The following is a 26,138-nucleotide window of genomic DNA, read 5'->3' as shown; positions in this document are numbered from 1 at the left end:
CGGCCCCGCCTGGATCCAGGCGGGGCCGTTCTGTTTTTGTAAAAGCAGAAGGATCAAAAATCCACGGTGTGTACTTTGAGATGGTCGAAGCGCTGCACGCCCCGGGGGAAGGTGATGGCGGGGACGCCGAAGATCAGCGGGCACTGGAGGAAGTGATGCTCCGGGATGCCCAGTCTGGCCCGCACATCGGGCAGCTTCTTCAGGGCGGCTCCCGCGAAGGAGGCCACAACGGTACCCAGACCATAGGCGTTAAAGAGCAGTTCGGCATAGCTCATGGCGATCCCGGTGTCCACCACCCAGTCGCCCCGGTCCATGGCGGCGTGGATCAGCAGCAGGTTGGGGGCCCCGCGGAAGATCACGTCCTTGCCGTGGTCCATGCCTTTTTTGACCAGTGCGAAGTCCTTGGCGTTAAAGCCCTCCGGAAAAATGCCCTGCTCGGCATTTTCCTGCACCCGCTGCCAGAAATAGGTCTTGAACCGGGCGAAGGCCTCCTTATCCGGGAAGGTGGTGAACTCCACCTGCTGGTGGCAGCCGCCGCTGGGCGCGTTGCCTACGATTTTCAGAATGTGGGCCAGAGTGGCGGGGTCTACGTCCTCGTCCTTGTAGTTCCGGCAGGTGCGGCGGGTGAGCATGAGGGTCTCCACGGCCTGGGGAGAGGGACGGTGGGCGGTAAGCACGCTGTGGGCAGGGTCCTTGCCGCAGATGCTCAGGGCGCCGGTGGGGCAGACGGCCATACATCTCTGGCAGGCCCAGCAGCTGTGCCAGCTGTCGCTGGGATCGGTCTGGCTCATGACCGGACGGCCCTCCTGATCCTTGACCATGGCGTGGGTCCAGCAGATCTTGGTACACAGACCACATTTGGTACATTTATCATAATCCACTTTCAAACAAGCCTGTTCTGCGGTCAAACGCATGGATATCGTTCCTTTCTCTATGTAATAAATATGCCTTCCCCCTCGGCTCGCAAGGAGTCGAGGGGGAATCATTCAGGACAGATTGGCCCGCTTGCGGGACACAGTGGCATTGCTGACGGAGAGGGCGGCCGCCGCCTCCTGAGCAGTGCCGTAGCGGCTGAGGGCGTCGGAGATGATCTCGTTGTCCCAGCGCCGCTGCATCTCGCTGAACTGTAGGGCGGCAGAGGTGTCCTGGGTATTCTGGAATTCGGCAGGCAGATCCTCCGGCAGAATCACGCTGCCCTCGGACATGATATAGCTGCGCTCCACCACATTGGCCAGCTGGCGCAGGTTGCCCGGCCAGCTGTAAAGCAGGAACAGGCTCATCACATCGGGGGAGAAGCGCTTTTTGGCGCCGTAACGGTCAATGGACTGCTCCAGGAAGAATTCCGCGTAGCGCTCGATGTCATCATCCCGGTTGCGGAGGGAGGGGATCTGAAGCTCAATGACGTTGATGCGCCAGTAAAGATCCTCCCGGAACTTCTTTTGCTGGATCAGCTGCTGCAGGTCCTGGTTGGTGGCGCAGATGATACGCACGTCGGCGTTGACCACCTTGCTGCCGCCCACTGGGATAAAACGCTTGTTTTCGATCACGTCCAGGAATTTGGCCTGGGCGCTGAGGGGCAGGTCGCCGATCTCGTCCAGGAAGAGGGTGCCGCCGTTGGCCATTTCAAACAGGCCCTTGCGGCCCTGGGGTCCCGCGCCGGTAAAGGCGCCCTTCTCGTAGCCGAACAGCTCGGACTCGATCAGATTCTGGGGAATGCTGGCGCAGTTGATGGAGACAAAGGGCCCGTCCCGGCGGCTGCCCACCTCATGGATATAGCGGGCAAACACGCTTTTTCCTGTGCCGGATTCTCCGCGGATCAGGACCGACAAGTCCTGCCAGCCGGACCGCACAGCATCCTGGAGGAACAGATTCATCTCGGGGGATACGCCGAAGAATACAAAGTCCTTGCTGCCCACATGGATGCGGCGCTTCTTGCGGCAGATCTCCATACGTCGCTGAATGGTCTCCTGGCTGAAATGGATCTGTGTGGCGCTGACGTAGAAGAGCCCTTTGCCCACGATATCGTTGATGGGCGCGATCATGGTCTGGCGCTGCTTGCCCGAGGTGGTCAGGTACTCCAGAACAATGGGGCTGCCCTTGATGCCCGCCATTTTATATCCGGCCCGGTACATGGCGGTGGTCAGGAAGGTGTCGGGGGAGGCGGAACTGTCGTCCGATTCGCCCTGGTAGCGCTTTGCGATGCACACCAGGTCCTGGTCCACAACACAGATCCGGTTGGGGATCACGTCCAGGATCATGAAGAACTGCTGCTGCGTCAGGCGACCGGCGGCATTTTCCTGCCGGATGTGCTCTGTAATGGCCGAAAGGGTATTGTGGCCCTCCGGCGGGGTAATGTACTTGCGGATCAGACGGGTAGCGGTGCTCTGGCTCACCTGAAGAGCGGCGGCCAGCTTGCGGGTGGAGGGGTACCGGCGGTACTGGGTCTGGATAAACCGGCGCTCCCGCTCCTCAATGCGCTGAGCGTAGGTTGCGGTGGAGGACTGGGTGCCGCGGCTGCCGAAAAGCCCTCTGGCGGCGGAGAGGGGAATTTGCATATCCCGGGCCATAAAGAGCATTTTCTCCACCGTATTTTTCAGCTGGCGCACATTGCCCGGCCAGTCGTACTCCCGCAGAAATTGCTGGAGCTCCGGCGTGAAGCGCAGGTCGGTACCGTTGTGTTCGTTGTACGCATTGCGGAAATGGTTGGCCATATAGAGCACATCGTTGGGGCGCTCCCGCAGAGGGGGAATGCGGACTTCCACCGTATTCAGCCGCCACAGCAGGTCCTCCCGGAACGCTCCCTGCCGTACCAGTTCGGTCAGATCCTTATTGGTGGCGGCCAGAATGCGTACGTCTATGGGACGATACTCCTGACCGCCCACGGGGAGAATGGTCTGGTTTTCCACCGCGGTAAGGATTTTGGCCTGCAGCTCCAGAGGCATATCTCCGATCTCGTCCAAGAGGAGGGTACCGCCGTTGGCCAGCTCAAAGAGGCCCTTTTTCCCCTTGGGAGAGGCGTTGGTAAAGGCGTAGGGCGCATAGCCAAAAAGCTCCGACTCCAACAGATCCTTGGCGATGGCGGCGCAGTTTACAACAAGGAAGGGGCCGCTGCGCCGGTTGCTGAGACGGTGCACATATTCAGCCAGCATGGTCTTGCCCGAGCCGGATTCTCCCAGCAGGAGCATGGGCAGATCGCTGGGCGCGCAGCGCTCACAGCTGCGGAGCACAGGCTCCATCTGGGCGGAGCAGGAGAGAAAACGCCGCTCTCCGGAATTGAGACCGGAATCGCGCTTGCAGTCAAAATAGAGGTCGTAGGCCTGCTCCTCCCGCTGGACGCTCACCACGGAAAAGATGGATTTGTCCATATCCTCTGAGATGTACTTCTGGAAGCACAGGTATCGGATCCCACCAATGGTGACGCGATAGATATCCTGGATTCCCGTCTCCTGGGAGAGCAGTTCTCCCCGCTCCCAGCCCGGAGCCATCAAGACCCCGTCCTCATCGGTCAACCGGGTGCCGGGATGTACGTTCAGCACCGTCTGGGCCTCCCGGTTGGCATACAGGACCGTATAGTCGTCCTGTATGGCGTAGACGGGGTTGGGAAGCTGCTCCAGAATGGCGGAGAGCATTTCCTGAGGCATATGAAGGAAAATATTGCGGTTAATCATAGCGCTGCTCCTTTGTGGAAAAAGACGAGACGACCACCAGCATTTTTTGTTAGAATATCATATGTTTATCTGGTTTTCAAGCTAAAAAACAGGATAAAAATATAAAAAATGGGATGAAATAAAAGGAGTGAACCATTTATGAAAATACAGGGCGACGGCGTTTTTAAAAATGATTCACTTTTTGGGAAAATCCCCCTGTGAGGCGGGTTGAAAAAAGAAGAAACAAGAGTGGATATTTTGCAATTTGGGGACAAATGATATTTTTTTAACAAAATCAGATTAACCAGAGATATTTGGCACGCCGGATGCTAGATGTATTGGGCCGAGACGACCGCACGCACAAAAATATTTAGAGAGATCAAGAAAGGAAATGACTATGAAGGCATTGGATGGCGTGACAATCATTGATTTTACGCAGCGGCACGCAGGCAGTGTGGCTACTATGATCCTGGCGGACTTTGGCGCCAAGGTGATCAAAGTGGAGCGGGCGGACCGCCCCGATCCTGCCCGTGAGTGGGCCCCCATGCAAAATGGCCACAGCGTCTATTTTACTTACATGAACCGTGGCAAGGAGGGCGTCTGTGTGGACTACACCACGGAGGCCGGCAAGCAGGTCATCCTGGACCTGGTGAAGAGCGCCGATGTGGTCTGCGAAAACCTGCCTGTGGGCGAGATGGAGAAGTACGGCCTGGACTATGAGTCGCTGAAGGAGATCAAGCCCGACCTGATCTATGCCGCCCTCTCTCCCTTCGGGCTGACCGGTCCCCGCAAGAACAAGAAGGCGGACGACCTGACCATCCAGGCCATCGGCGGCTACATGGACCGCACCGGCTTTGCCGACGGCCCGGCCACCCCCGTGGGCTGCCGCGTGGCCAACCACATCAGCGCCGCCTATCTGGCCACCAGCATCAACCTGGCCCTCATTCACAAGTATAAGACCGGCCAGGGTCAGATGATCGACCTGTCCGAGCTGGACTGCCTGTTTGCCATGATGGAGACCGGCCCCTGGGTGTACAACATCAACGGCAAGGTGCTGCCCCGTACCGGCAACTCCTATCCTTCCATCTCTCCCTACGATACTCTGAAGGCCAAGGACGGGTTCCTGTCCGTGGGTATCTCCACCGATAACCAGTGGCAGAAGTTCTGCTGTGCCCTGGGCATGACCGATCTGGCGGAAAACGAGCTGTATATGACCAATGAGTCCCGCGGCGACCACTATGAGTGCGGCCTGAAGGCTGAGCTGGAGGCCGTTACTTCTCAGCGGGAGAAGTTCGAGATGGAGGCCACCCTGCGGGAGGCCAAGCTGCCCTGCGCCGCCGTTTATACCGTGCCCGACGCCATGGCCAGCGAGCACATCAAGGTGCGCGAGATGCTGGTGGAGGTGGAGGACGCCGGTGCCGGCAAGGTGACCATCCCCGGCACCACGGTCAAGCTGATGAAGACCCCCGGCACCATCGAGAAGGGCGCTCCCCTGGTGGGCGGCGATACCCACGCGGTGCTCAGCGGACTGGGCTATGACGAGGCCAAGCTCCAGCAGCTGAAGGCAGACGGCGTGATCTGCGAAGCCTGATCAGACACATTGAAAAATAATCGCGCAGCTCTGCTTTGACAGAGGTGCTGAAGAAAGGATTCGGCAAGAATATGAAAATTCTGGAAGGCGTTACCGTCATTGATTTTACCCAGGCGTACAGCGGCCCCTTCTGCGCCATGCAGCTGGCTGATTTCGGCGCGCGGGTCATCAAGATCGAGCGTGCGGGCGTGGGAGACCAGTCCCGTGAGTGGACCCCTTTCCGCAATAACTACAGCGGCTACTATTCCTCCATCAACCGCAACAAGGAGAGCCTGACTCTGGATATCTCCTCTGAAGAGGGTCAGAACATCATCAAGAAGCTGGCCAAGGACGCCGACATCGTTCTGGAAAACTTCAAGTGCGGTACTCTGACCAAGATGGGTCTGGACTATGACGCGCTGAAGGAGATCAACCCCGGCATCATCTTTGCCTCCCTGTCCGGCTTCGGCCAGTCCGGCCCCTTCAAGAAGCTGGCCGCCTACGACAACGTGGTGCAGTCCATGTGCGGCATCATGGATATCACCGGCTATCCCGACGGCGACCCCTGCCGCGTGGGCCCCGGCATCGGCGACAGCTTTACCGGCCTGCTGCTGTGCAACGGTATCCTGATGGCTTACCTGCACAAGCTCAAGACCGGCGAGGGCCAGAACCTGAACATCGCCATGCTGGACGCCCTCTTCGGAATCGAGGAGAACGCCATTCTCTACAAGTCCGTGCTGGACCAGAACCTGACCCGCATGGGTACCCGTAACGCCATGTTCGCCCCCTACGATGTGTTTACCTGCGCCGACGGTCTGTACACCATTGCCGTCATCGACGATGAGGACTTTGCCCGCTTCTGCAACGCCATCGGCAAGCCCCGCCTGGCCGGTGACGACCGCTTCTTCACCAACGCTGACCGTCTGGCCAACTACGATGCCCTGATGGCTGAGATCACCCCCTTCTTTGCCAATAAGACCCGGGCCGAGCTGGACCAGGTCTTCACTGTGGCCAACGTGGCCGGAGGCTCCGTGCAGAATGTGCCCGAGATCGTTCATGACGAGCAGTTGATGGCCCGTGAGATGCTGTGGGAGATCGATGATCCCGGCCTGGGTACCCACAAGAACATGGCCAACCCCATGAAGATGAGCCTGACTCCCCCTGTGCTGCGCAATGGCGCTCCCCTGCTGGGTCAGGATACCGACCACATCCTGGAAGAGCTGGGGTACAACGCCGAGCAGATCGCCGCCATGCACCGGGAAGGAGTGGTGTGATCAAGCTGCAGCAGGTATGTGTTGGGATATTTCAGAAGATTGGATAAGGAGAGATTGTACATGTTGAAAAAAGCCACCGAAGGGGTCAACCACAAACTGCTGTGGCCCGCCCTCATTCTGCTGGTTGCCATTACCACCATCAGTGTGATCATTCCCGATGAGTTTGTAAACTTCCTGATGGGGATCCAGAAGACATCCATTTCCTATCTGGGCGGTACGGCCAGCTTGGTGTCCCTGCTGTGCGTGCTGACGGTTCTGGCCATCTATTTCTCCCCTCTGGGTAAAGTGAAGCTGGGCGGCAAGGACGCCAAGCCCATGATGAACAAGTGGAACTGGTTTGCCATTACCCTTTGCACCACCATTGCTACCGGCTGTGTGTACTGGGGCATTGTGCAGCCCATCCTCCATGTGAACGAGCCCCCCATCATGTGGGGCGTGGAGCCTAACAGCCCCCAGGCCATTGTAAAGACCATGTCCACTATTTTCCTGCAGTGGACCGCTCAGCCCTACGGCATTTACGCCCTGCCCGCCATTATCTTTGCCTTTGTCTACTTCAACATGAAGCAGCCCTACGGCATTGTGTCCACCCTGGTGCCCGTGCTGGGCCAGAACCGCTGCAAGAGATGGTTTACGGCCATTTCTTCCGTGCTGCTGTTCGTCAACGTGTGCGCCATGTGCGCCTCTCTGGCTCAGGGTATGTTCAACCTGTCCGGCGCCGCCAAGTACCTGATGGGCTGGGATACCACCACCACCCTGCTGATCTCCATCGGCGTTCTGTTCGTGGTGCCCGCCATCATTTCCTCCATCTCCGGCATCCTCTCCGGCATCCGGATGCTGTCCGACCTGAATATGCGCCTGTACTTCATTCTGGTCATCTTCCTGATCTGTACCACCAATGTGCCCTATGTGCTCAACCTGGGCATCGAGGGCACCGGCGAGTTCATCCATACTTATTTCCAGCAGTCTCTGGCCACCGGCGTTGCCTCCGGCGATACCTTCTTCCCTGACTGGATCAACTACAACTTTGCCGTGTGGATGTCCGCCATCTGTTTTGCCCCCGTGTTTATGGGTTCCCTCTGCCGCGGCCGTACCCTGCGCGAGGTGATCCAGGTGCTGTTCTTTGGGCCTGTGATCTTCTCCATTGTGTGGATGACCTTCCTGTCCGGCACCGCCATCTATCAGGATATCGCCACCGGCCACAGCCTGACCGAGGCCATGTATAACCTGGGCCAGAACACCCTGCCCTATAAACTGTTTGATACACTGCCCTGGCCTCAGGTGTCGACCGGTCTGTACCTCATTGCGATCGTGATCTCCTTTGTTACCTACACCGACTCCTCGCTTACCGCAATGAGTACCCTGGCCTGTACCCATCCCGGCGACGAGGGCGACAAGGTCAAGGAGAATCCCATCGCCGGCGCCTTTGTTAAGATCGTGCTGGGCGGCGTGCTCATTTTCCTCACCAGCATCATGGTGTCCGTGGCCAACGTGGACGGCGCCCGTATTCTGGCCAACCTGTCCGGCTGGGTCTGCATGATCATTGAGATCATCCTCATCATCGGCGCCTTCAGGCTGATGAAGAACCCTGAAAAGTACAACTATGTGGAAAACGGTGTGCCTGACGAGGAGGGCAAACCCACCAAGAAGAACAAGATCGACTGGAAGGCTCTGTTTATCCCCGGCTATACAAAATAATAACCGGCAGTACGGGGGACATTTGCGCCCCCGTACTGCGATGTCTCTGTCTGCATGAAAGGAGGAGACAGCTCATGCAGCCATTGAAAGGGATCCGTATTTTGGATCTGACCACCATCAACCCCTTTACTGACACGGAATTTTCTGACTACGGCGCGGAAGTGATTAAGGTAGAGCGGCCCGGAAGCGGCGATACCATCCGGGACTATCCCCCCTTTATTGACGGCATCAGCGCCTATCACTGCTACACCGACCGGGGTAAGAAGAGCATTACCCTGAACCTGAAGGACGACCAGGGCAAGGAGATCCTCAAGCGCCTGGTGAAGGACGCCGACGTACTGGTGGAGAACTTCAAGAACGGCACCATGGAAAAGATGGGCCTGGGCTTTGAGGAACTCTCCAAGATCAATCCCGCCCTGGTGTACGGTAAGCTTTCCTCTTATGGCTCCGTGGGACCCCAGAAGGATTACATCGCTTACGATATTGCCGTCCAGGCCCAGAGCGGCATTATGGACGCCACCGGCTATCCCGGCGACGAACCCTCCCGGGTAGGCTGCTACGTCAGCGACCATCTGTCCTGTACTTATCTGGGTACCGCCATTGTGTTGGCCCTCTACCACGCCAAGAAGACGGGCAAGGGTCAGCGGGTGGAGGTCTCCATGCTGGACTCGGTGGTGAGCGTTATGGGAGAGAAGGTAGCCGCCCTCAACTGCGGGGAAAACGCGTCCCGCACCGGGCATCTCCATGACGCCTGGGCCCCCTACGATATCCTGCCCTGCGCCGACGGCTGGGTGGCCCTGGCCGTTACCGAAGACAGCCAGTGGGCCGCCTTCTGCCAGGCGTTCGGCAAGCCTGAGTGGGCGGAGGTCTATCCCACCAATGACAGCCGCCGGGCTGCCTATCTGGAGCGCCTGCGGCCCCAGCTGGAGGCCCTCCTGGCCAATGTGACCCGCGCCGATTTTGACAGCCGCTGCGCAGCCGCCGGCGTGCCCGCCGGACCGGTGAACACCATGGAGGAGGCCATCGAGAGCGACCACCTGAAGGCCCGCAATATGCTGCCCACCGTGGTGGACCAGCGGGTGGGCGATGTGCTCACCGTGGGCAAGGTCATCAAGTATAACGGGGCGCTGGAGGACAATTTCACCACCGCTCCGCTGCTGGGCCAGAACAACGACGAGATCCTGGGCGCCTGCTACACCCAGGAAGAACTGGCCAAGTTCCAGGCCGACGGCGTGATCTGAGGAGGTGCGGACATGGAAAAAGTACTGAGCGATATTAAGGTGCTGGACCTGACCTGCGGCCTTCCCGGCGCTATCTGCACCATGAATCTGGGCGACTGCGGCGCGGAGGTTATCAAGGTAGAGCTTCCCGCCGGCGATCCCGCCCGTGCCCGCGGCCCTCTGAAAAACGGCGCCAGCGCCCTGTTTGCCGGACTCAACCGCAACAAGAAGGGTCTGTGCCTGGACTACAATACCCCCCAGGGCGCGGAGCTGCTGCGCAAGCTGGCAGCCACCTGCGACGTGGTGGTGACCAACGGCGCTGACGTGCTGGACTATGAGACCGCCAAGGGCCTGAATCCCGGCGTGATCTATGCTTCCATCACCGGCTTCGGCGAGCAGGGCCCCCTGAAGGACCACCTGGCCGACGATCTTATCATCACCGCCATGAGCGGCATGATGGACCGCACCGGCCGCCGGGGCGAGCCCCCCATGATGCCCGGCGTGGACTTCGGCGGCTCCTACAGCGGCGTGGCCCTGCTGTCCGGCATCGTGATGGCCCTCTTCAACAAGCTGACCACCGGCGAGGGTACCAAGATAGAGGTATCCGTGCTGGACTGCATCTTCTATATGCTGGAGCTCTTTGTCATGAACTACTCCATCGACGGGAAGATCGTGGCCAAGAACGGCAACCAGGACACCGAGGTGGCTCCTCTGGGCACCTTTGCCGCCCAGGACGGCTATGCCGCCATCGCCATCAGCTCTGAGGGCCAGTGGAAGAAGTTCTGTGCCCTGGTGGGCGCCGAACAGCTGGTGGACGACCCCCGTTTTGCCGACAACGCTGCCCGGCTGGCTCACCTGGATGAGCTGATCGAGGAGATGGGCAAGATCACCGGCGCCTGGAAGAAGGATGAGCTGGTGGCCGCCATGGGCGGCAATAAGCTGGCCGGCGGCGCCCTCAAGTCTGTCAGCGAGATCATTGACGACCCCCAGATCCGGGCGGCCGAGATGATCGTGGACGGTCAGGACCCTGTCCTGGGCAGCCTGTACCGGGTGGGTACGCCCATGAAGCTGGGCGGCACCCCCCTGGACGTGACCGCTATGCCTGCTCCCGGACTGGGACAGCATACCGACGAGATCCTCAGCGCCCTGGGCCTGTCCGGCACGGAAGTGGACGGGCTGAAAGCGGCCGGGATCGTTCGTGCACATACATCTACAGTACAGTAAGGAGTGCAAATCAAAATATGAAAGCCATTGTTTGTGTAAAGCAGGTTCCCGACACCTCTGGCAAGGTGGCGGTCAATCCCGATGGTACCCTGAACCGGGCCTCTATGCAGACCATCACCAACCCCGATGACATGAACGCCGTGGAGGCCGCTCTGCGTCTGAAGGACGAGACCGGCTGCAAGGTGATCGTGGTCACCATGGGTCCTCCTCCTGCCGAGGGTATGCTCCGTGAACTGCTGGCCATGGGTGCCGACGAGGCTGTGCTGGTGTCCGCCCGTGAGTTCGGCGGTTCCGACACCTACGCCACCTCTCAGATCCTGTCCGCCGCCATCAAGAAGATCGGCCTGGACAAGGACGACGTGATCTTCTGCGGCCGTCAGGCCATCGATGGCGACACCGCTCAGGTGGGTCCCCAGATCGCCGAGAAGCTGGGCCTGCCCCAGATCTCCTATGTGGCCGACGTGACCCGTGAGGGCGAGCTGGTGGTGTGCAAGCGCATGCTGGAGGACGGTTACATGGTGGTGGAGACCACCACTCCCTGCCTGCTGACCTGCATCAAGGAGCTCAACGATCCCCGCTATATGACCATGCAGGGCATCAGCGAGTGCTACGAGAAGCCCTTCACCGTCCTGGACTTCGAGGCTCTGAAGGACGATCCCCTCATCGATCTGACCACCATTGGCCTCAAGGGCTCTCCCACCAACATCTTTAAGTCCTTTACGCCTCCCCAGAAGGGCACCGGCATGATGCTGGAGGGCAGCGGCAAAGAAACCACCGACAAGCTGGCCGGTATTCTGGCCGCCAAGCACGTGATCTAATCGAAAGGAGCACCTGAATCATGGGAACTTATAACAGTGCGGAGATTGCCGCCTTTAAAGATGTATGGGTATTCTGCGAGCAGCGCCAGGGCGTGATGATGCCCACCAGCTACGAGCTGATCTCCGAGGGCCGCAAGCTGGCCGACGAGCTGGGCGTGAACCTGTGCGGCCTGCTGGTGGGCGACAACGTGGAGCACCTGGCCAAGGACCTGGGCGGCCACGGCGCCGACAAGGTCTACCTGTGTGAATCTCCTCTGCTGAAGGACTACACCACCGACGCCTACACCAAGGTGGTGGCCGACGCTGTCCAGGCCTACAAGCCTGAGATCATGCTCTTCGGCGCCTCCAACATCGGCCGCGATCTGGCTCCCCGCTGCGCCGCCCGTCTGCACACCGGCCTGTGCGCCGACTGCACCCACCTGGATGTGGATGTGGCCAAGTATGTGGAGTTCCTGCGTGAGAGCTCCACTCTGGACGTGGACGGCACCAACTGGGATATGGCCAACCGTGACCTGAAGATGACCCGTCCCGCCTTCGGCGGCCACCTGATGGCCACCATCATCTGCCCCCGCTTCCGTCCCGCCATGGCCACCGTCCGTCCCGGCGTGATGAAGAAGAACGCCTATGACGAGGCCAAGGCCAACGCCGTGGAGATCGTCCGCCCCCAGGTCACCCTGGGCGAGGCCGACCTGCACACCCGGGTCCGCGAGATCGTCAAGGAGACCCGCAAGCTGGTGGACCTGACCGGCGCTGATGTGGTGGTGTCCGTGGGCCGCGGCATCTCCTCCAACATTGAGAAGGGCATCAAGCTGGCCGAGGAGCTGGCTGAGGTCCTGGGCGGCGTGGTTGGTTCCTCCCGCCCTGTGGTGGACAACGGCTGGATGACCGCCGACCACCAGGTGGGCCAGACCGGCAAGACCGTTCACCCCCGCCTCTACATTGCCCTGGGCATTTCCGGCGCCATTCAGCACCAGGCCGGTATGCAGGATTCCGAGCACATCATCGCCGTGAACAAGAATTCCAGCGCCCCCATCTTCCAGGTGGCCGACTACGGCATCTGCGGCGACCTGTTCAAGGTGGTCCCCGAGATGATCGCATCTTTCAAGGCCGCCAAGGCCGAGGCCTGAGACGGGCAGAGTAATACAGGAGGTAAAAAACATGGCTTTTCAGCTGACAAAGACCCAGAAAATGGTCCAGTCCCTGGCCAAGGAGTTTGCAGATAAAGAACTGGCCCCCATTGCGGCCGAGATGGACAAAAATGAGCGTATGGAGCCTGCCGTTCTGGAGAAGCTCGCCAAGATGGGCTTCATGGGCATCGGCGTGCCCAAGGAGTACGGCGGCGCCGGCTTCGGCATGATGGAGAAGTCCCTCATGGTCACCGAGCTGGCCAAGCAGTGCGCCAGCACCGCCGAGGTGATGGCCGTGCACACCATGGCCATCACCGGCATCATCAAGTACGGCACCCCCGAGCAGAAAGAGAAATACCTGACTGGCTCCGCCAAGGGCTGGATCGCCGGCTTTGCCCTCACCGAGCCCAACGCCGGCTCCGACGCCGCCAATGTCCAGACCACCGCTGTGCTGGACGGCGATGAGTGGGTCATCAATGGCTCCAAGTGCTTCATCTCCAACATGGGCCCCAGCGAGGGCGACTTCGTCACCATCCTGGCCGTCACCGATCCCACCAAGGGTTACAGCGGCATGTCCACCATCATCGTGGACCGGGATACCCCCGGCTTCATCATCGGCAAGCGTGAGGAGAAGATGGGCATCCGGGCCGCCGACGTGTCCGAGCTGATCTTCGAGAACTGCCGCGTGCCCAAGAGCAACCTGCTGGGCAAGGAAGGCAAGGGCTTTAAGATCTTCATGGAGGCCCTGGACGGCGGCCGTATCGGCATGGCCTCCCAGGCTCTGGGTATTGCCGAGGAGGCCCTGCGCCTGTCCAAGGATTACCTGAAGGTCCGCGTTCAGTTCGGCAAGCCCCTGGAGAAGCAGCAGGGTCTGCAGTGGTACATCGCCGACATGGCTACCAAGGTGTCCGCTGCCCGTGCGCTGATTTACGAGGCCGCCATGACCATGGATCGGGGCGAGAACTGCACCGAGATCGCCGCCATCGCCAAGTACTATGCCTCTGAGATGGCTGTGGAGGTCACCAACAAGGCCCTGCAGATCTACTCCGGCTACGGCTATATGCGGGACTACCCCCTGGAGCGTATGTACCGCGACGCCCGTATCGTGCCGATCTACGAGGGTACTTCCGAGATCCAGAAGAATATCATCGCCCGTGAGGAACTGAAGAAGTAATTGCTCCTGCGGGAGAGAGAGCACCACAGATCCACCGTGGTGCTCTCTCGTATATTAGAACGGGAGGTAAGCAATGGAACGAGTCAATCTGGCCGAGCTGTTGGTGGGACAGCGGATGGAGCCCCGCTATCTGGAGTACAACTGGCGGGATGTCGCCCTTTACGCCCTGGCTGTGGGCGCCAAGCAGGACGATCTGATGTATACCTATGAGAAAAATATGAAGGCGCTGCCCACCTACGGCACCATCCCTTACTGGGGCACCATCAACGTGCGCCCCTATCAGTGGATGCCCCTGCCCGCCTCCATGCTGGCCAACGAGATCATCAAGCCCACCATTTCCTTCCTGAACATGGACCATGAGATCATCATGCACCGGCCCATCGACCCCATCAAGGGTACCTTCCAGTACCAAGATCGGATCACCGATGTGTACGACCGGGGAGAAGGCCGGGGCGCTGTGGTAAAGACCCAGCTGGACGTGCGGGACGAGGCGGGCAACCTGGTGTGTACCAACCGCTCCACCACCTTCTTCCATGAGGCGGGCGGTTTCGGCGGCCCTCCCATGCCCAAGAGCGATGTGGTCATTCCCGACCGGGCTCCCGACTATGAGGAGGAGGACTATATCAGCCCCGTGCAGCATCTGCTCTACCGGCTCACCGGCGACACCAATTTGATTCACGTGGACCCCGATTATGCCCGCAAGATGGGCCTTGAGAGCTCCTGTATGCAGGGCCTTTGCTCCTTCGGCTTCTCCTGCCGGATGGCCATCGGGGCTCTGATCCCCGGCCAGCCCGAGCGGATGCGCCGTATGGCGGCCCAGATGACCTCTGTCCTCTACCCGGGCACCCCGGTGAAGTTCCAGCTGTGGAAGATGGAGGAGGGGAAGGCCTGCTTCCGCTTCCTCAATCAGACCACCGGGAAAGCAGTGCTGGACCGCGGCGTATTCCAGTGGGCATGAGGCGCCCCGCGAGAGGAGAAGCATGATATATGGATTTTCGGAAACTCTATGAAGAGAAGCTGACCACCCCGGAACAGGCGGTGTCCGTGGTTCGTTCCGGCGACTGGGTGGATTACGGCTGGTGCACCGGCACGCCCCGGGTACTTGACCGCGCCCTGGCGGCCCGTTATACTGAACTGAGCGATGTAAAGGTGCGTGGCGGCGTGCTGTTTGAAAAGCCCGCCATCATGCAGGTGCCCGACGTGGCGGAGCACTTCACCTGGAACTCCTGGCATATGTCCGGCGTGGAGCGCAAGATGATCGCCGAGGGCGCCAGCTTCTATATCCCCCTGCGTTATTCTGAAATGCCCGGCTACTACCGCAATATGGCCGAGCCCATCCGGGCGGCCATGTTCCAGGTGGCTCCCATGGACAAGGCGGGCTACTTCAACTTCGGCCCCAACGCTTCCCACCTGAAGACCCTGTGCGAGCAGGCGGAGATGGTGATCGTGGAAGTCAATGAGAATATGCCCCGCTGCCTGGGCGGCGTGGGCGAGGGCGTCCACATCTCCGACGTCACCTATGTGGTGGAAGGGGAGAACGCCCCCATGTGGACCCTAGGTGCCGGCGCGCCCACCGAGGTGGATCAGGCGGTGGCCAAGTTGATCGTGGCGGAGATCCCCAACGGGGCCTGCCTCCAGCTGGGCATCGGCGGTATGCCCAACGCCGTGGGCTCCATGATTGCCCAGTCCGATCTGAAGGACCTGGGCGTCCACACCGAGATGTATGTGGACGGCTTTGTGGACATGGCCATGGCGGGTAAGCTCACCGGCAGCCGGAAGAGCATCGACCGGGGACGGCAGACCTATGCCTTTGCCGCCGGTAGCCAGAAGCTGTACGACTATCTGGACAACAACCCGGCCTGCATGAGCACTCCGGTGGACTACACCAACGACGTGCGGGTGGTGTCCCAGCTGGACAACTTCATCTCCATCAACAACGCGGTGGACGTGGACCTGTTCGGCCAGGTCAATGCCGAGACCTCCGGCACCAAGCACATCTCCGGCGCCGGCGGGCAGCTGGACTTTGTGCTGGGCGCCTACCTGTCCAAGGGCGGCAAGAGCTTTATCTGCTGCTCCTCCACTGTGAAGAGCAAGGACGGCACGCTGGAGTCCCGTATCCGGCCCACCCTGCGGGAGGGCTCCGTGGTCACCGACACCCGTACCAATATCCACTATCTGGTCACTGAGTACGGCATTGCCAACCTGAAGGGGCTGGCTACCTGGCAGCGGGCGGAGGCCATCATCGGCGTGGCCCACCCCGATTTCCGGGAGGAGCTGATCGCCCAGGCCGGGGCCATGGGCATCTGGCGCAGGTCCAATCAACGCTGATCTAATCTGAGTAAGAAACGGAGCTCACACCATGCGATACGAAGGCAACATCTACCGCCCTCCCGGCGAACGAAACAGCTATTTGCTCCAGGTCACCGTGGGGTGCTCCCACAATGCCTGCGCGTTTTGCGGCATGTACAAGGACAAGCGCTACCATGTGCGGCCTATCCGGGATATCCTGGAGGACATCCTGATGGCAAAGGAATACTACGGCGACGTTTCCCGGGTGTTCCTGTGTGACGGCGACGCCATCGGCCTGCCCACGGAGGATCTGCTGCGCATCCTCAAGGCCCTGTATCTCACATTCCCGTCGCTGCAGAAGGTAGCCACCTTCGCCGGGCCCCGGCCCACCCTGAAAAAGACCCCGGAGGAGCTGCGCGCCCTGCGGGAGGCCGGCCTGACCCGGGTCTACCTGGGTGTAGAGAGCGGGAGTGACGCCCTGCTGAAGGAGATGGTCAAGGGGGTCACCGCGGAAGAGATGCTGCGGGCGGGTACCATGCTGCGGGAGGCGGGGCTGGACCTGTGGGCCATGATCCTGCTGGGTCTGGACGGCCACGGCGCGGGTCTGGAGCACGCCAGGGCCAGCACCGAGATCATCAACGCCATGAAGCCCCGGCACCTGTCCCTGCTCTCTCTGGTCATGGAGCCGGGTACCCGGCTGTATCGCTACTGGAAGAGCGGGAAATTCGTCCAGTGCACGCCGGAGGAGATCCTGCAGCAGGTGCGGTATATGGTGGCCAACCTGACGGTGGACCCCCTCCACTTCACCTGCGATCATGCCTCTAATTACCTGCCCCTCAAGGGGACGCTCAGCCAGGAGCGGGAGGGATTTCTGGCCGCGATCGACAGCGCCCTGGCAGGCCAGCTGCGGATTCGTCCCGAGGCCAGCCGCCGGGTGTGATATGCGGATTTGACAGGCGGTCCGGCTTCAGGCTGGGCCGCCTGTTCTGTCTTAATTATGATGAAATAAGGAGTTTATACCATGAAGCAGACCTTTCGCGGAACCGAGACCTATGTGGCCTCCCAGGAGCTGCAGGAGGCGGTCAATATTGCGCTGGCCCTGGGCAAGCCCCTGCTGATCAAGGGCGAGCCGGGTACCGGCAAAACTGTGCTGGCCCAGGCCATTGCCGAATCCATGGACCGGCAGCTCATTACCTGGAGCGTCAAATCCACCACCAAGGCCCAGGACGGCCTGTATGTCTACGACGTGGTGCAGCGTCTCTACGACAGCCAGTTCGGCGAGGCCGTGGACGACATCGCCAAATATATCAAGCTGGGCAAGCTGGGCGAGGCCTTCCAGTCGGAAGAGCAGGTGGTCCTGCTCATCGATGAGGTGGACAAGGCCGATCTGGAGTTCCCCAACGACCTGCTGTGGGAGCTGGACCGGATGGAGTTCTATGTGCCTGAGACCAAGGAGACCGTCAAGGCCAGGCAGCGCCCGGTGGTCATCATTACCTCCAATGCCGAGAAGGAGCTGCCCGACGCCTTCCTGCGCCGGTGTATCTTCCACTATATCCAGTTCCCGGACGCCCAGCAGATGGAGAAAATCGTAAAAGTCCATCTGGGGGATGTGGATCAGATCCTGCTCTCTCAGGTGATCGAGGCCTTCTACTGGCTGCGTTCCCTGCGGGGCCTGGAGAAGCGGCCCAGCACATCTGAGCTGATCGACTGGGTGCAGGCCCTCATTCTGGGGGGCATCGATCCCGAGCGCATCACGTCGGAACTGCCCTTCCTGGGGGTGCTGCTGAAAAAGGAGAAGGATGTGCGTCTGGTTCGGGAAAAGCTGAGGTAAGATATGTTTACATCCTTTTTTTATCTGCTGCGTGCCAGAGGGGTGCCCGTCTCGCTGGATGAGTGGATGACGCTGATGGAGGCGCTGAAGCAGGGGCTCCACGGCATGACGCTGATGGGATTTTACAGCACCTGCCGGGCGGTACTGGTCAAGAGCGAGGCGCGGTATGACGACTTTGACCGGGCTTTCCTGGAGTTCTTCGGCGACATTGCCCGGAATACCCGGGAGCTGCCTCCGGAGCTGCTGGAGTGGCTCAACGGCCCGGAGCTGGAGGCGCTGGATCATTTGGAACAGTTCCAGCGGCTGATGGAGCAGAACGGCCTGAGCATGGAAGAGGTGCTCAAGCGGTTTGAGGAGCGGCTGAAGGATCAGGACGGCGAGCACAACGGCGGCAGCAAGTGGATCGGCCGGGATGGCTTCAGCCCCTTCGGCAACAACGGCAAGAAGCTGGGAGGCATCCGGGTGGGAGGACAGAGCCGCAACCGCTCGGCCTTTATGGTGGCGGGGGAGAGGCGGTTCCGGGACTTCCGCCAGGACAACACCCTGGACATCCGCCAGTTCCAGATGGCCTTCCGCAAGCTGCGCCAGCTCTCGGTCCAGGCTGAGCCGGACCGCACGGAGCTGGATGTGGACGCCACCATCCGGGAGACCGGCGACAACGCCGGGCGGTTGAAGGTGGTCTACCAGCGTCCCCGGAAGAATAGCATCAAGGTGCTTCTGCTGATGGACTCCGGCGGCTCCATGGACTACTATGCCGGGCTGTGCAGCCAGCTGTTCCAGGCGGCGGAGCGGTCCAACACCTTTAAAGATCTGAAGGTCTACTATTTCCACAACTGCATCTATGAGCGCCTCCATCTGGAGCCCACCCTCTTTGATATCGGGGAGGATACCGACAGCGTGCTGTCCAATCTGGACAGTGAGTATCGGGTCATCGTGGTGGGGGACGCCATGATGGCGCCGGAGGAGCTGTATTATCCCAAATATGACTGGCGTGCCAGAAGTTATGGCAAACAGGCCGGCATCGATTATCTGAAGCAATTAAAAGAACGATACGCCCATATCATTTGGCTGAATCCCCAGCCCAGAGCGGAGCTGTCCTCCTATTGGGCCACCACCTATGATGAACTGGCCAAGATCTTTGATATGTATGACCTGACTGTGGATGGCCTGGAGCGGGGCATTGAACGGCTGCTGGTCCGCTACTGATCGCCACGGGGGCGGGAGGTTGAGAAATTGACAAAGCTGCAAACGGTATCCCTGGTGGGGCTGCTGGTCTACTTTGCCGTGCTGCTGCTGGCAGTATCCAGAGAAAAGAAAAATCACTCGGTATTGGATTATTTCTTTGCCGGGCGCACATTGCCCGCCTGGGCGCTGTCAATCACCTTTATCGCGTCGTGGTGGGGGGCCGGTTCCGCTTTGTCTACGGCGGATCTGGCCTATCAACAGGGTCTGGGCGCCTTCTGGTATTACGGCGTGCCGGTACTGCTGTCCACGCTGCTGATCACCATTGCCGCCAAGGCCATCCGGCGGGTGGGGTTCCTGACTCAGGGGAAGATGATGGAGGAACGCTATTCCAAAGGGGTCTCCAAAATGCTTTCCGTCATGATCCTGCTTTTCATGACCTTTTCCGCCGCCTCCCAGATGGTGGGCGTAGGCAATTTTTTCGGTACCTATCTGGGGCTGGATTATGAAGCGGCCGTGCTGCTGGGCACATTGATCGTCCTGATCTATTCGCTGTTTGGCGGGTTTCGGGGTGTGGTGCTCACCGACATCATTCAATTCTGGCTGCTGGTGCTGGCGGCGGTGGCGGTCTTTGGGATCGCCATGTTCCATGCCGGGGGGATAGACGGGATCGGCCAGGCTGCTCAGTCGGCAGGCAAGCAGGACTATATGAGCATCATGGCAGGCGCCGGCGACTATATCGTGTATATCATTACCTTTGGCTGTGCGTGGACCATACAGGCAAATGTATGGCAGCGCATCTCCGCCACAAAAACAAGTCGGGACGCGCGGCGAATGGCCATGATCGGCTTTTTTGCCTATATCCCTCTTTACCTGATCGTGGTGCTCAGCGGCATGGCGGCCTTTGTGCTCTTTGACGCTATGCCGGAGGGCGGCGTGGTCACAGCCATCGTCATGGATTATATGCCCCCGGCGCTGGGCGCATTGGTGTTTGTGGGGATCTCTGCCGCCATCATGTCCACCATGGATTCCCTCATCAATACCGGAGCCATGACCCTGACCATCGACCTGAACCTCAGACCGATGGAGGAGCAGGCGCAGCTGCGCTTTTCCCGGATCGCCACCCTCTGCGTAACTGCCGCGGCCCTTCTGATTGCGTTGAAGATCCGTTCCATTCTGGAAATCGCGTGGATCGCCTCTGATATGATTACCACCGGGGCGTTTATTCCGCTCATTGCCGGCTTTATCTGGCGGAGAGGGAACAGGCAGGGCGCATTGGCGGCCATGCTCTCCGGCCTGGCGTACTGCGGATATCATTTGATGATCCAGTTGGGGGTACCGCTGCCGAGTTTCTGGGAACAGCAGTCTGCATTGCGGATCGTGCTGGGCGTGGCAGGGTCGGCGCTGGTATATGTGCTGGTCAGTTTGTGTACCCCGCCGGATTATGAGTGGGCAAATCGCTTTATGGATCAAACAGGTTGATACAAATAGCGGAATGGTTCTATGGAGTTTCCCCAAAAGGTCCGCTTTCATTCAAACAAAAACCCCTGGAACCGTGTGGTTCCAGGGGGACGTCATACAACAAGGCTAAAACCTGTTTTTAGGCAAAACAAAATCCCCTGAAGCCTTGCGGCTTCAGGGGATTGGTCTGGTGGACGATACAGGACTTGAATTAAAAAATGCTGATTATTGTGCGTAAATTGCTGTCATTGCCTGTATTTTTGCCGCTTGCAATTTTGGATAAGTGTAAATAGTGGGTATGACTGTAAAGGGTAGAAAAGCGGCTAAAGGGTATTTTGAAGGGTCAAAAAGGGTCAGGCCTTAGGCGGTGTCAGGGGTCGATATAATAGACTTGTCCGGTGGTCTTGTCAGTAACCACGATCAGCGCCCCGGCCAGCTCGATTTTCAGTGTGGCGGTGTTTGCGGAAGTCCGGGCAATACAGCGGGCTTTCATCTGCTCCAGCGTGGGCTGCTGGGTGGTGAGTTTCCGGGTGGTGGTATAGCTGTACTCGGTTCCGGTGGTCTTGTCCGTTACGGTGGTTTCTGCGCCCTCCAGGACGATTTTTACAGTAGAGGTGTCGAATAGTACCACAGCCTTTTGCACAGCCTGTACGTCCGCTGTGGAGGCGCTGGAGGGGCGTTCCGGTGCTGTTGCGCATCCAGTAAGAACACCGATCAGAATAGCAAGTGCACAAGCAAGGGGAACGATTTTAAATCTTTTCATTGCTTATTCTCCTTTATTTGCTTTTAAGTTCAATTTGGTAATATCCATGAGAAGCTGCCGCTTATACCTATTCTGGTAGTAAGAAAACTTATTTAAGTGCTTGCTGTACGTTTTTCGCCACATCCCGCTCGGCTTTTCAGGTTGGTAATCCATAAAGGTGAAGCCATCTATAAAAAAAGGTGACGGAAGAAGGTTTTTGCTGACGTACTTCATACCACGGCAATAATCTGTCGTGGAATCTCTTGTTTTTTGTTGGCTGCGGTAGTTCAGTCTGGCGCACTGGCGGCAAAGAAACAGGTTTTCCTTCAGGTACAGATACCGTACCCTTTCCCCACACTGAGGGCACAGAAAAAAGGTCTGTGGCTTTCCCCCATAACCGTTTGGCTTGTGTGATAGTTTTACCATTGTGCCTTCTCCCCAGCTTGTTGGGTAAATGCAGGCGGTTGTACCCTCTGTGTTGATCTCTATGGGCGTGTCTCCCAGGACTTCACATCCACAACGGATAATACCCAATGATGTGCCCATTGGCAGCTCAAAGGAATCAATCCGGGGTGTACGCTCCACCTGTCCGTGGCTACGGTTCCAGCCTCCGGCGTTGCTTTGGTAGTACATTTCTTTTCCCTCGTTTTATGCCTAAATACATTGAAAACTGTGGGTGTATCTCCACCGGGTGGAGGTTGAGTGGAAGCGCCTCCACCGGCTATATCCCCACTCCCACAAGGGATTGCGGGTTTTGGTGGAGGCGGTGGAGCTATTTCCCCAAAAGTCCCTATAGGGTTTTAATTTTTTCCGATTTTTTTAAACAATAGGAAAGTAGCTCCACCTCCACCTAGTAGCTCCACCTTTTAAGTCATGCAACACCCTGCCACACGTTGCAGGTCTTTGTCTTTTTTCGGGATAGTCCCCGATTTTCCAGGGCTGCATTGAAGTCAGGCAGACGGCGCACGTAGTCCCCCGAATTTTCCGCCCATTGGCGGTAACGCTGGTACAGTTCAGAGGATGGAACCCACACACCTGGCCCCAGGGTGCAGCACTCCGCCAGGAAGTTGCCCACCCAGTCCTCCTGCCCTCGGTATGTTTCTGTGGCTTCCTCCACCACATCCGGGGTCTGGAGCTGGTAGCCGTTGCGTGCAAAGTTCACAGCTCCTTCAATGGCCCAGGACAGGATAGACGGCCCGGCATCTCGCACCAGAATGTCACCATAGTTTGACCGGCTCCCCTGTGTGGGGATGGTGGCACGGAAGGGTACCACGATCAGCCGCCGCCAGGTGCCGGGGTCGGTGCTGCCAACACGGGGTAGATGGTTGGTAAACAGGCACAAGGTATGGGAGGGGGTGATGGTCTCCGGGGCCTTGTACTTTTCTTCGATGGTGATCCGGTCGGTAGAGCATACCTTTTTCACCGTGGCAACGGATAGCCGCCGCCCTTCCTCCAGCTCTCCGGCAATCACAAGGCGCTTGCCTCGCAGGGTTGCCAGGGCTGCGCCTCTGTTCTGCTTGTCGGTAGTAAAGGTGTCGATGTCGATACTTCCGGCATAGTCACCCAGGACAGCGGCCAGGGCATTAAAAAAGGTGCTTTTGCCGTTGCGGCCCGCTCCGTGGGCCAGGATCAGCCCTTCATGGTAGACTTTGCCGTGGAGGGCCATACCCGCCACAAGCTGGAGGAATCCCCGCAAGCTGTTGTCCCCCTGGGTGATGGTGTCCAGGAAGGTGTCCCACATCTGCGCCCCCTGTTCTCCGGGGGAGGCGGTGGTGATCTGGCTACATCGTGCTGCCCGGTCATGGGGCCGTAGCGCCCCAGTGGTTAGGTCAATAATCCCGGCGGGGGTGTTCAGGTCTGCCGGGTTTGCGTCCAGGGTGTCGGCCTTAACCACAAAGGCGGGCTTTGCCAGCTCCAGCATACTTTTCAGCCGTCCGGCGCTGCGGGTCCGCTTTGTGTGGGTAAGGTATGCCTTTGCACTTGCGGCCCGATTGGTGGCCCGCTCCATGTCCTCCGGCTTGCTTCTACCCTCCGCCTCTGTTGCCTTTGCCTCTGCCATAGCTACAAGAGCGGCGCGGTTCTCCCGCTGTGCATCTGCCAGCATTTCCCCGGATAGCTCGGTTGCCAGGGTGAGGGCCTTGTGGTCGCTGCGCTCCCAGCGTTGACTGTTCCACACCATCCAGCCCAGGGCATCGGAAAAGAGAAGGGTGTCCCGGTATATCTGGATAAATGCCTCAGAGTTGCCAGCGTCCGAAAAGTCCGGCGGTCTGACTTGCTCCGGCGAGCATTTAGGGGGTGTTATCAGGGCATTTTTGGGTAATTTTTGGGGGTATGTATGCGGCTCATAGGAGGCGCTGCAAGTACGGATAGCCTCCGCAATGGTCAAGGCCCCATAGGTGCTGCCGCTCTGCCGCCTGTCCCATTTCTCCCGCATCAGGCCGGACGATCTGAAAAGTCTGTCCATCTGTCCGGCGTTGCATCCTGTCCAAAAGGCCAGGGCGTTGCAGAGGGCCATGTCTGCCTCTGAATGACTGCCATAGCCGGAAGTGTCCCCGTTCCACAGGGCGGCAAATGCGGCCCCGTTGCGGGCGTTGTGAGCCTTTGTGATGATCTCGGTATCCGACAGGTCAAGGGGTGCCTGGGGCGCTCTGGTGGCCTCTGGAGTGGTTCGAGCGGGGCGCACCATGTAGCGGTCGAGGATGGTCTGCAATGCCTCCGCCCGCTCGTGGACGGGGAAAGCACCCGCCCAGGGTTCAGAGTTGCCGGTGACGGTCAAAAACTTGTTGGTAGCGCCAGAAACATAGATTTCCAGCCCTTGTTTTGCGTTCATGGTGTAATAGCGGGCCTTGTCGTAGGTAAAACCGGCGGCTTTGAAGAATATCCTTACCCCTTGCCCGCTGGGGCTTGTTTCGGTGTAGCTCTCCATTGTGGAAACAATGTCCACAGCAAGAGGGGAGGGGGTGCCGTCCTCCGCTATACAGTGGTCAATGTCAACGGCACACAAGCTGTCAAACACACCCACACCCAGGCCGTCATATCTGCCCCGCTCCAGGGCGTTTAGAGCCGTCTGGTAGCCGGTGAAGGTGCTGGGGTTGTTGGACATAGCCCCGCCCCCGGTTCGGGGGTTGTACGGTACTTTGGTAGGCTTGTCCCGGCCCTCTCGCTGTTCGTATCTCCACACGCACCAGCGCCCGCTGTCTTTCAGTTCTTGGGGCAGTCCGTCCGGGAAAAACCTAGTCAAGCCGCCGCCCCCTCAGTTTTACCGCTGTGGCAACCCTGGTGATCTCCGCCGCCCGGTGGAGCATGGACTTGTAAAACAGTTCCACATCCTCCTGGGTTTCAGGCAGATAATAGCCGTTCTGGTTGTCAGCCAGGATCTGAGCGCCCCGCAAGCGTTCCGCCTGAATGAGTTGGCGGACTTGGCGGGCGGGCAGCTCGGTGAGGGTCACCAAATGCTGGAGCGGGACGGCGTTCTCTGCGCCGTGGGATAAAAGCCGCTCGATTTTTCCCGGTTGCCTGCCGGTTGGCTGTGTGGTATTCTGATAAATGGAAGTGGAGGCCCTGCCATAAGTCCCCGTTTCCGCCTGCCGTCCTGGTGCTGCAACACTGGGACGGCTCTTTTTTGTCTTACTCATATATTCACCTCTGCTTGTGTCTGTCTGGAGATCCATTCCCGCAATCCGTCCACACTAATCAAAGTGCGGCTGCCCAGCTTAAAGGAAGGGAATCCGCCTTGATTGATAAGGTCATAAACCTTTGGCCTGCTGATACCCAGCAGACGGGCACACTCCGCCGGGGATACGGCCAGGGGGTCTAGTTTGTCTGCCATTAGCTCACCTCCTTTGCAAGCCGCTGAATGATAGCGAAGATTTTCGCCTTTTCATCCTGGGGCAGCTCCTTGCGAAGTTTCCGGGAAAAGCTGCAATCCGCCATTCCTAGAGCGTCCGCGATCTGCCAGAGTTTCACCCCGGCCCCTGCCGCTGTGCGTCTAATATCCTGGTTGCTCATTTTGATGTCACCTCCATGTTGTTGTTGCAAACGTCCTTTGCGTCTGCTATAATTATTATAGTGCAACATCAACGTACTTGCAACACACAAGAACACATATATCAGATATGCAAACTAATAGAACATACAGGGATTGGAGTGAGACATTTGGCAAGGAAAGAGGTATCTGATGATTTTAAGGTGTTTTCAGAGCGCCTTTCGATTCTCATGAAAGAAAGAAACTTAAAGCAGAAAGATTTAGCTGACTATCTTGGAGTAAAACGTCAAACCGTTAGCCTGTACATGACGGGACAATCTATGCCAGACGCAGAGTTACTTAAAAAGATAGCTGTATATTTTGAAGTATCTGCTGACTGGATACTAGGTTTAAGCGATGTAAAAATGGTGAACGCTGATGTCCAAAGCATTTGTAGATATACCGGCCTATCCGAAGAAAGTATTGACTATACTCATCGCTTGAAGGTTAGCCAACAAAACGATTTACTGTTTATTCTAAATACATTGTTTGGATGGGAAACATTTGACGTGCTAATCAATACAATTCAGGAAATACGAGAATTGCAAAAGTCTAGAATTGAATATGGTTCTTTCGAATATGAAGCTGAAAGCAGTGCGATAGAACAAGCACAAGCGTTATTAGATGCGGCTGGAGTTTCAAATTATGAGATTATCGATCGTGATACTTTAATGATGTACAAGCAACGCTGTTTAGAGGGGATATTTGCAGCCAGTATGGATATTCTTCTTTATTCTGACAGTGGCCCACTAAATATGAGCTACAAAGTGCCGTATGGTAAGCTTCTTGTAGATGCCGTTAAAGATATAAGAAAGGCATCAAAAAAATAAAACCGCCCCCGGTGCTGCGAACACCAGGGA

At 58.4% G+C, this 26,138-nt stretch carries 23 protein-coding genes; 15 read left to right on the top strand and 8 right to left on the bottom strand.

The window, feature by feature from the left end; all coding sequences use genetic code 11:
• Positions 1-53: 53 nt before the first annotated feature.
• Together WHJ28_RS07140 and WHJ28_RS07135 are read right to left on the bottom strand one after the other, a co-directional pair.
• Complete coding sequence (locus tag WHJ28_RS07140) at positions 54-914, bottom strand: nitroreductase family protein (protein ID WP_340041068.1); 861 nt, start codon at positions 912-914, stop codon at positions 54-56.
• A gap of 72 nt (positions 915-986) precedes the next feature.
• On the bottom strand, positions 987-3,668 hold the full coding sequence (locus WHJ28_RS07135; protein ID WP_340041066.1) for a sigma-54 interaction domain-containing protein: 2,682 nt from the start codon (positions 3,666-3,668) through the stop codon (positions 987-989).
• Between the two features lie 376 nt (positions 3,669-4,044).
• Between WHJ28_RS07135 and WHJ28_RS07130 the strand changes: the two genes are divergently transcribed.
• The 14 genes from WHJ28_RS07130 (at position 4,045) to WHJ28_RS07065 (ending at position 20,533) form a co-directional block, all read left to right on the top strand.
• Complete coding sequence (locus WHJ28_RS07130; RefSeq protein WP_340041064.1) at positions 4,045-5,238, top strand: CaiB/BaiF CoA transferase family protein; 1,194 nt, start codon at positions 4,045-4,047, stop codon at positions 5,236-5,238.
• 71 nt (positions 5,239-5,309) lie between these two features.
• The gene (locus tag WHJ28_RS07125) at positions 5,310-6,491 is read left to right on the top strand and encodes a CaiB/BaiF CoA transferase family protein (protein ID WP_340041062.1); all 1,182 of its coding nucleotides are present in this window, start codon (positions 5,310-5,312) and stop codon (positions 6,489-6,491) included.
• Positions 6,492-6,551: 60 nt separating this feature from the next.
• Positions 6,552-8,186, top strand: a complete 1,635-nt coding sequence (locus tag WHJ28_RS07120) for a BCCT family transporter (protein ID WP_340041060.1) — start codon at positions 6,552-6,554, stop codon at positions 8,184-8,186.
• Positions 8,187-8,260: 74 nt separating this feature from the next.
• Positions 8,261-9,427, top strand: coding sequence for a CaiB/BaiF CoA transferase family protein (locus WHJ28_RS07115; protein ID WP_340041058.1), 1,167 nt, complete (start codon positions 8,261-8,263; stop codon positions 9,425-9,427).
• 12 nt (positions 9,428-9,439) lie between these two features.
• Complete coding sequence (locus WHJ28_RS07110) at positions 9,440-10,630, top strand: CaiB/BaiF CoA transferase family protein (RefSeq protein WP_340041056.1); 1,191 nt, start codon at positions 9,440-9,442, stop codon at positions 10,628-10,630.
• Between the two features lie 17 nt (positions 10,631-10,647).
• Entirely contained in the window at positions 10,648-11,448 is an 801-nt protein-coding gene (acrB, locus tag WHJ28_RS07105; protein WP_340041054.1) for an acryloyl-CoA reductase electron transfer subunit gamma, read from the top strand.
• A 20-nt stretch (positions 11,449-11,468) separates the two neighbouring features.
• Positions 11,469-12,575 carry an acryloyl-CoA reductase electron transfer subunit beta gene (gene acrA, locus WHJ28_RS07100; protein ID WP_340041052.1) on the top strand — a complete coding sequence of 369 codons (1,107 nt, stop codon included), beginning with the start codon at positions 11,469-11,471 and terminating at the stop codon, positions 12,573-12,575.
• Positions 12,576-12,606: 31 nt separating this feature from the next.
• Positions 12,607-13,749 (top strand): acyl-CoA dehydrogenase family protein, encoded by a 1,143-nt coding sequence (locus tag WHJ28_RS07095; protein WP_340041050.1) that lies wholly within the window; start codon positions 12,607-12,609, stop codon positions 13,747-13,749.
• A 73-nt stretch (positions 13,750-13,822) separates the two neighbouring features.
• Positions 13,823-14,707 (top strand): MaoC/PaaZ C-terminal domain-containing protein, encoded by an 885-nt coding sequence (locus WHJ28_RS07090; protein WP_340041048.1) that lies wholly within the window; start codon positions 13,823-13,825, stop codon positions 14,705-14,707.
• A gap of 29 nt (positions 14,708-14,736) precedes the next feature.
• Positions 14,737-16,077, top strand: a complete 1,341-nt coding sequence (locus tag WHJ28_RS07085; RefSeq protein WP_340041046.1) for a butyryl-CoA:acetate CoA-transferase — start codon at positions 14,737-14,739, stop codon at positions 16,075-16,077.
• A 31-nt stretch (positions 16,078-16,108) separates the two neighbouring features.
• Entirely contained in the window at positions 16,109-16,978 is an 870-nt protein-coding gene (locus WHJ28_RS07080; protein ID WP_340041044.1) for a radical SAM protein, read from the top strand.
• A gap of 81 nt (positions 16,979-17,059) precedes the next feature.
• Entirely contained in the window at positions 17,060-17,869 is an 810-nt protein-coding gene (locus tag WHJ28_RS07075; RefSeq protein WP_340041042.1) for an AAA family ATPase, read from the top strand.
• 3 nt (positions 17,870-17,872) lie between these two features.
• The gene (locus tag WHJ28_RS07070) at positions 17,873-19,075 is read left to right on the top strand and encodes a VWA domain-containing protein (protein WP_340041040.1); all 1,203 of its coding nucleotides are present in this window, start codon (positions 17,873-17,875) and stop codon (positions 19,073-19,075) included.
• A gap of 27 nt (positions 19,076-19,102) precedes the next feature.
• Positions 19,103-20,533 carry a sodium:solute symporter family protein gene (locus WHJ28_RS07065; RefSeq protein WP_340041038.1) on the top strand — a complete coding sequence of 477 codons (1,431 nt, stop codon included), beginning with the start codon at positions 19,103-19,105 and terminating at the stop codon, positions 20,531-20,533.
• Positions 20,534-20,882: 349 nt separating this feature from the next.
• Here the strand turns inward: WHJ28_RS07065 and WHJ28_RS07060 are convergent, their stop codons facing one another.
• From WHJ28_RS07060 to WHJ28_RS07035, 6 genes are all read right to left on the bottom strand, one after another.
• Positions 20,883-21,275 carry a hypothetical protein gene (locus WHJ28_RS07060; protein ID WP_340041036.1) on the bottom strand — a complete coding sequence of 131 codons (393 nt, stop codon included), beginning with the start codon at positions 21,273-21,275 and terminating at the stop codon, positions 20,883-20,885.
• Positions 21,276-21,278: 3 nt separating this feature from the next.
• The gene (locus WHJ28_RS07055) at positions 21,279-21,887 is read right to left on the bottom strand and encodes a hypothetical protein (RefSeq protein WP_340041034.1); all 609 of its coding nucleotides are present in this window, start codon (positions 21,885-21,887) and stop codon (positions 21,279-21,281) included.
• Positions 21,888-22,125: 238 nt separating this feature from the next.
• Entirely contained in the window at positions 22,126-24,495 is a 2,370-nt protein-coding gene (locus WHJ28_RS07050; protein ID WP_340041032.1) for a phage/plasmid primase, P4 family, read from the bottom strand.
• Positions 24,488-24,889, bottom strand: coding sequence for a hypothetical protein (locus WHJ28_RS07045; protein WP_340041030.1), 402 nt, complete (start codon positions 24,887-24,889; stop codon positions 24,488-24,490). Before WHJ28_RS07045 ends, WHJ28_RS07050 begins: the two co-directional genes overlap by 8 nt.
• Positions 24,886-25,083, bottom strand: coding sequence for a helix-turn-helix domain-containing protein (locus WHJ28_RS07040; protein ID WP_340041028.1), 198 nt, complete (start codon positions 25,081-25,083; stop codon positions 24,886-24,888). Before WHJ28_RS07040 ends, WHJ28_RS07045 begins: the two co-directional genes overlap by 4 nt.
• Complete coding sequence (locus tag WHJ28_RS07035) at positions 25,083-25,262, bottom strand: hypothetical protein (RefSeq protein ID WP_340041026.1); 180 nt, start codon at positions 25,260-25,262, stop codon at positions 25,083-25,085. The genes WHJ28_RS07040 and WHJ28_RS07035 overlap by 1 nt, the downstream gene beginning before the upstream one ends.
• A gap of 147 nt (positions 25,263-25,409) precedes the next feature.
• Between WHJ28_RS07035 and WHJ28_RS07030 the strand changes: the two genes are divergently transcribed.
• A complete protein-coding gene (locus tag WHJ28_RS07030; RefSeq protein ID WP_340041024.1) occupies positions 25,410-26,108 on the top strand; it encodes a helix-turn-helix domain-containing protein in 699 nt (232 codons plus the stop codon).
• Positions 26,109-26,138: the final 30 nt, after the last annotated feature.

It is taken from the genome of Flavonifractor porci, assembly GCF_037572415.1.
GTDB lineage: Bacteria > Bacillota > Clostridia > Oscillospirales > Oscillospiraceae > Flavonifractor > Flavonifractor porci.
Note: the sequence above shows the minus strand (reverse complement) of the source record. Positions and strands in the feature narration are given on the sequence as shown.

Bases quoted from the DNA above. Each gene is read 5' to 3' on its own strand.
- WHJ28_RS07140 (WP_340041068.1), bottom strand. From the start codon at position 914: ATGCGTTTGACCGCAGAACAGGCTTGTTTGAAAGTGGATTATGATAAA.
- WHJ28_RS07135 (WP_340041066.1), bottom strand. From the start codon at position 3,668: ATGATTAACCGCAATATTTTCCTTCATATGCCTCAGGAAATGCTCTCC.
- WHJ28_RS07130 (WP_340041064.1), top strand. From the start codon at position 4,045: ATGAAGGCATTGGATGGCGTGACAATCATTGATTTTACGCAGCGGCAC.
- WHJ28_RS07125 (WP_340041062.1), top strand. From the start codon at position 5,310: ATGAAAATTCTGGAAGGCGTTACCGTCATTGATTTTACCCAGGCGTAC.
- WHJ28_RS07120 (WP_340041060.1), top strand. From the start codon at position 6,552: ATGTTGAAAAAAGCCACCGAAGGGGTCAACCACAAACTGCTGTGGCCC.
- WHJ28_RS07115 (WP_340041058.1), top strand. From the start codon at position 8,261: ATGCAGCCATTGAAAGGGATCCGTATTTTGGATCTGACCACCATCAAC.
- WHJ28_RS07110 (WP_340041056.1), top strand. From the start codon at position 9,440: ATGGAAAAAGTACTGAGCGATATTAAGGTGCTGGACCTGACCTGCGGC.
- acrB (WP_340041054.1), top strand. From the start codon at position 10,648: ATGAAAGCCATTGTTTGTGTAAAGCAGGTTCCCGACACCTCTGGCAAG.
- acrA (WP_340041052.1), top strand. From the start codon at position 11,469: ATGGGAACTTATAACAGTGCGGAGATTGCCGCCTTTAAAGATGTATGG.
- WHJ28_RS07095 (WP_340041050.1), top strand. From the start codon at position 12,607: ATGGCTTTTCAGCTGACAAAGACCCAGAAAATGGTCCAGTCCCTGGCC.
- WHJ28_RS07090 (WP_340041048.1), top strand. From the start codon at position 13,823: ATGGAACGAGTCAATCTGGCCGAGCTGTTGGTGGGACAGCGGATGGAG.
- WHJ28_RS07085 (WP_340041046.1), top strand. From the start codon at position 14,737: ATGGATTTTCGGAAACTCTATGAAGAGAAGCTGACCACCCCGGAACAG.
- WHJ28_RS07080 (WP_340041044.1), top strand. From the start codon at position 16,109: ATGCGATACGAAGGCAACATCTACCGCCCTCCCGGCGAACGAAACAGC.
- WHJ28_RS07075 (WP_340041042.1), top strand. From the start codon at position 17,060: ATGAAGCAGACCTTTCGCGGAACCGAGACCTATGTGGCCTCCCAGGAG.
- WHJ28_RS07070 (WP_340041040.1), top strand. From the start codon at position 17,873: ATGTTTACATCCTTTTTTTATCTGCTGCGTGCCAGAGGGGTGCCCGTC.
- WHJ28_RS07060 (WP_340041036.1), bottom strand. From the start codon at position 21,275: ATGAAAAGATTTAAAATCGTTCCCCTTGCTTGTGCACTTGCTATTCTG.
- WHJ28_RS07055 (WP_340041034.1), bottom strand. From the start codon at position 21,887: ATGTACTACCAAAGCAACGCCGGAGGCTGGAACCGTAGCCACGGACAG.
- WHJ28_RS07045 (WP_340041030.1), bottom strand. From the start codon at position 24,889: ATGAGTAAGACAAAAAAGAGCCGTCCCAGTGTTGCAGCACCAGGACGG.
- WHJ28_RS07040 (WP_340041028.1), bottom strand. From the start codon at position 25,083: ATGGCAGACAAACTAGACCCCCTGGCCGTATCCCCGGCGGAGTGTGCC.
- WHJ28_RS07035 (WP_340041026.1), bottom strand. From the start codon at position 25,262: ATGAGCAACCAGGATATTAGACGCACAGCGGCAGGGGCCGGGGTGAAA.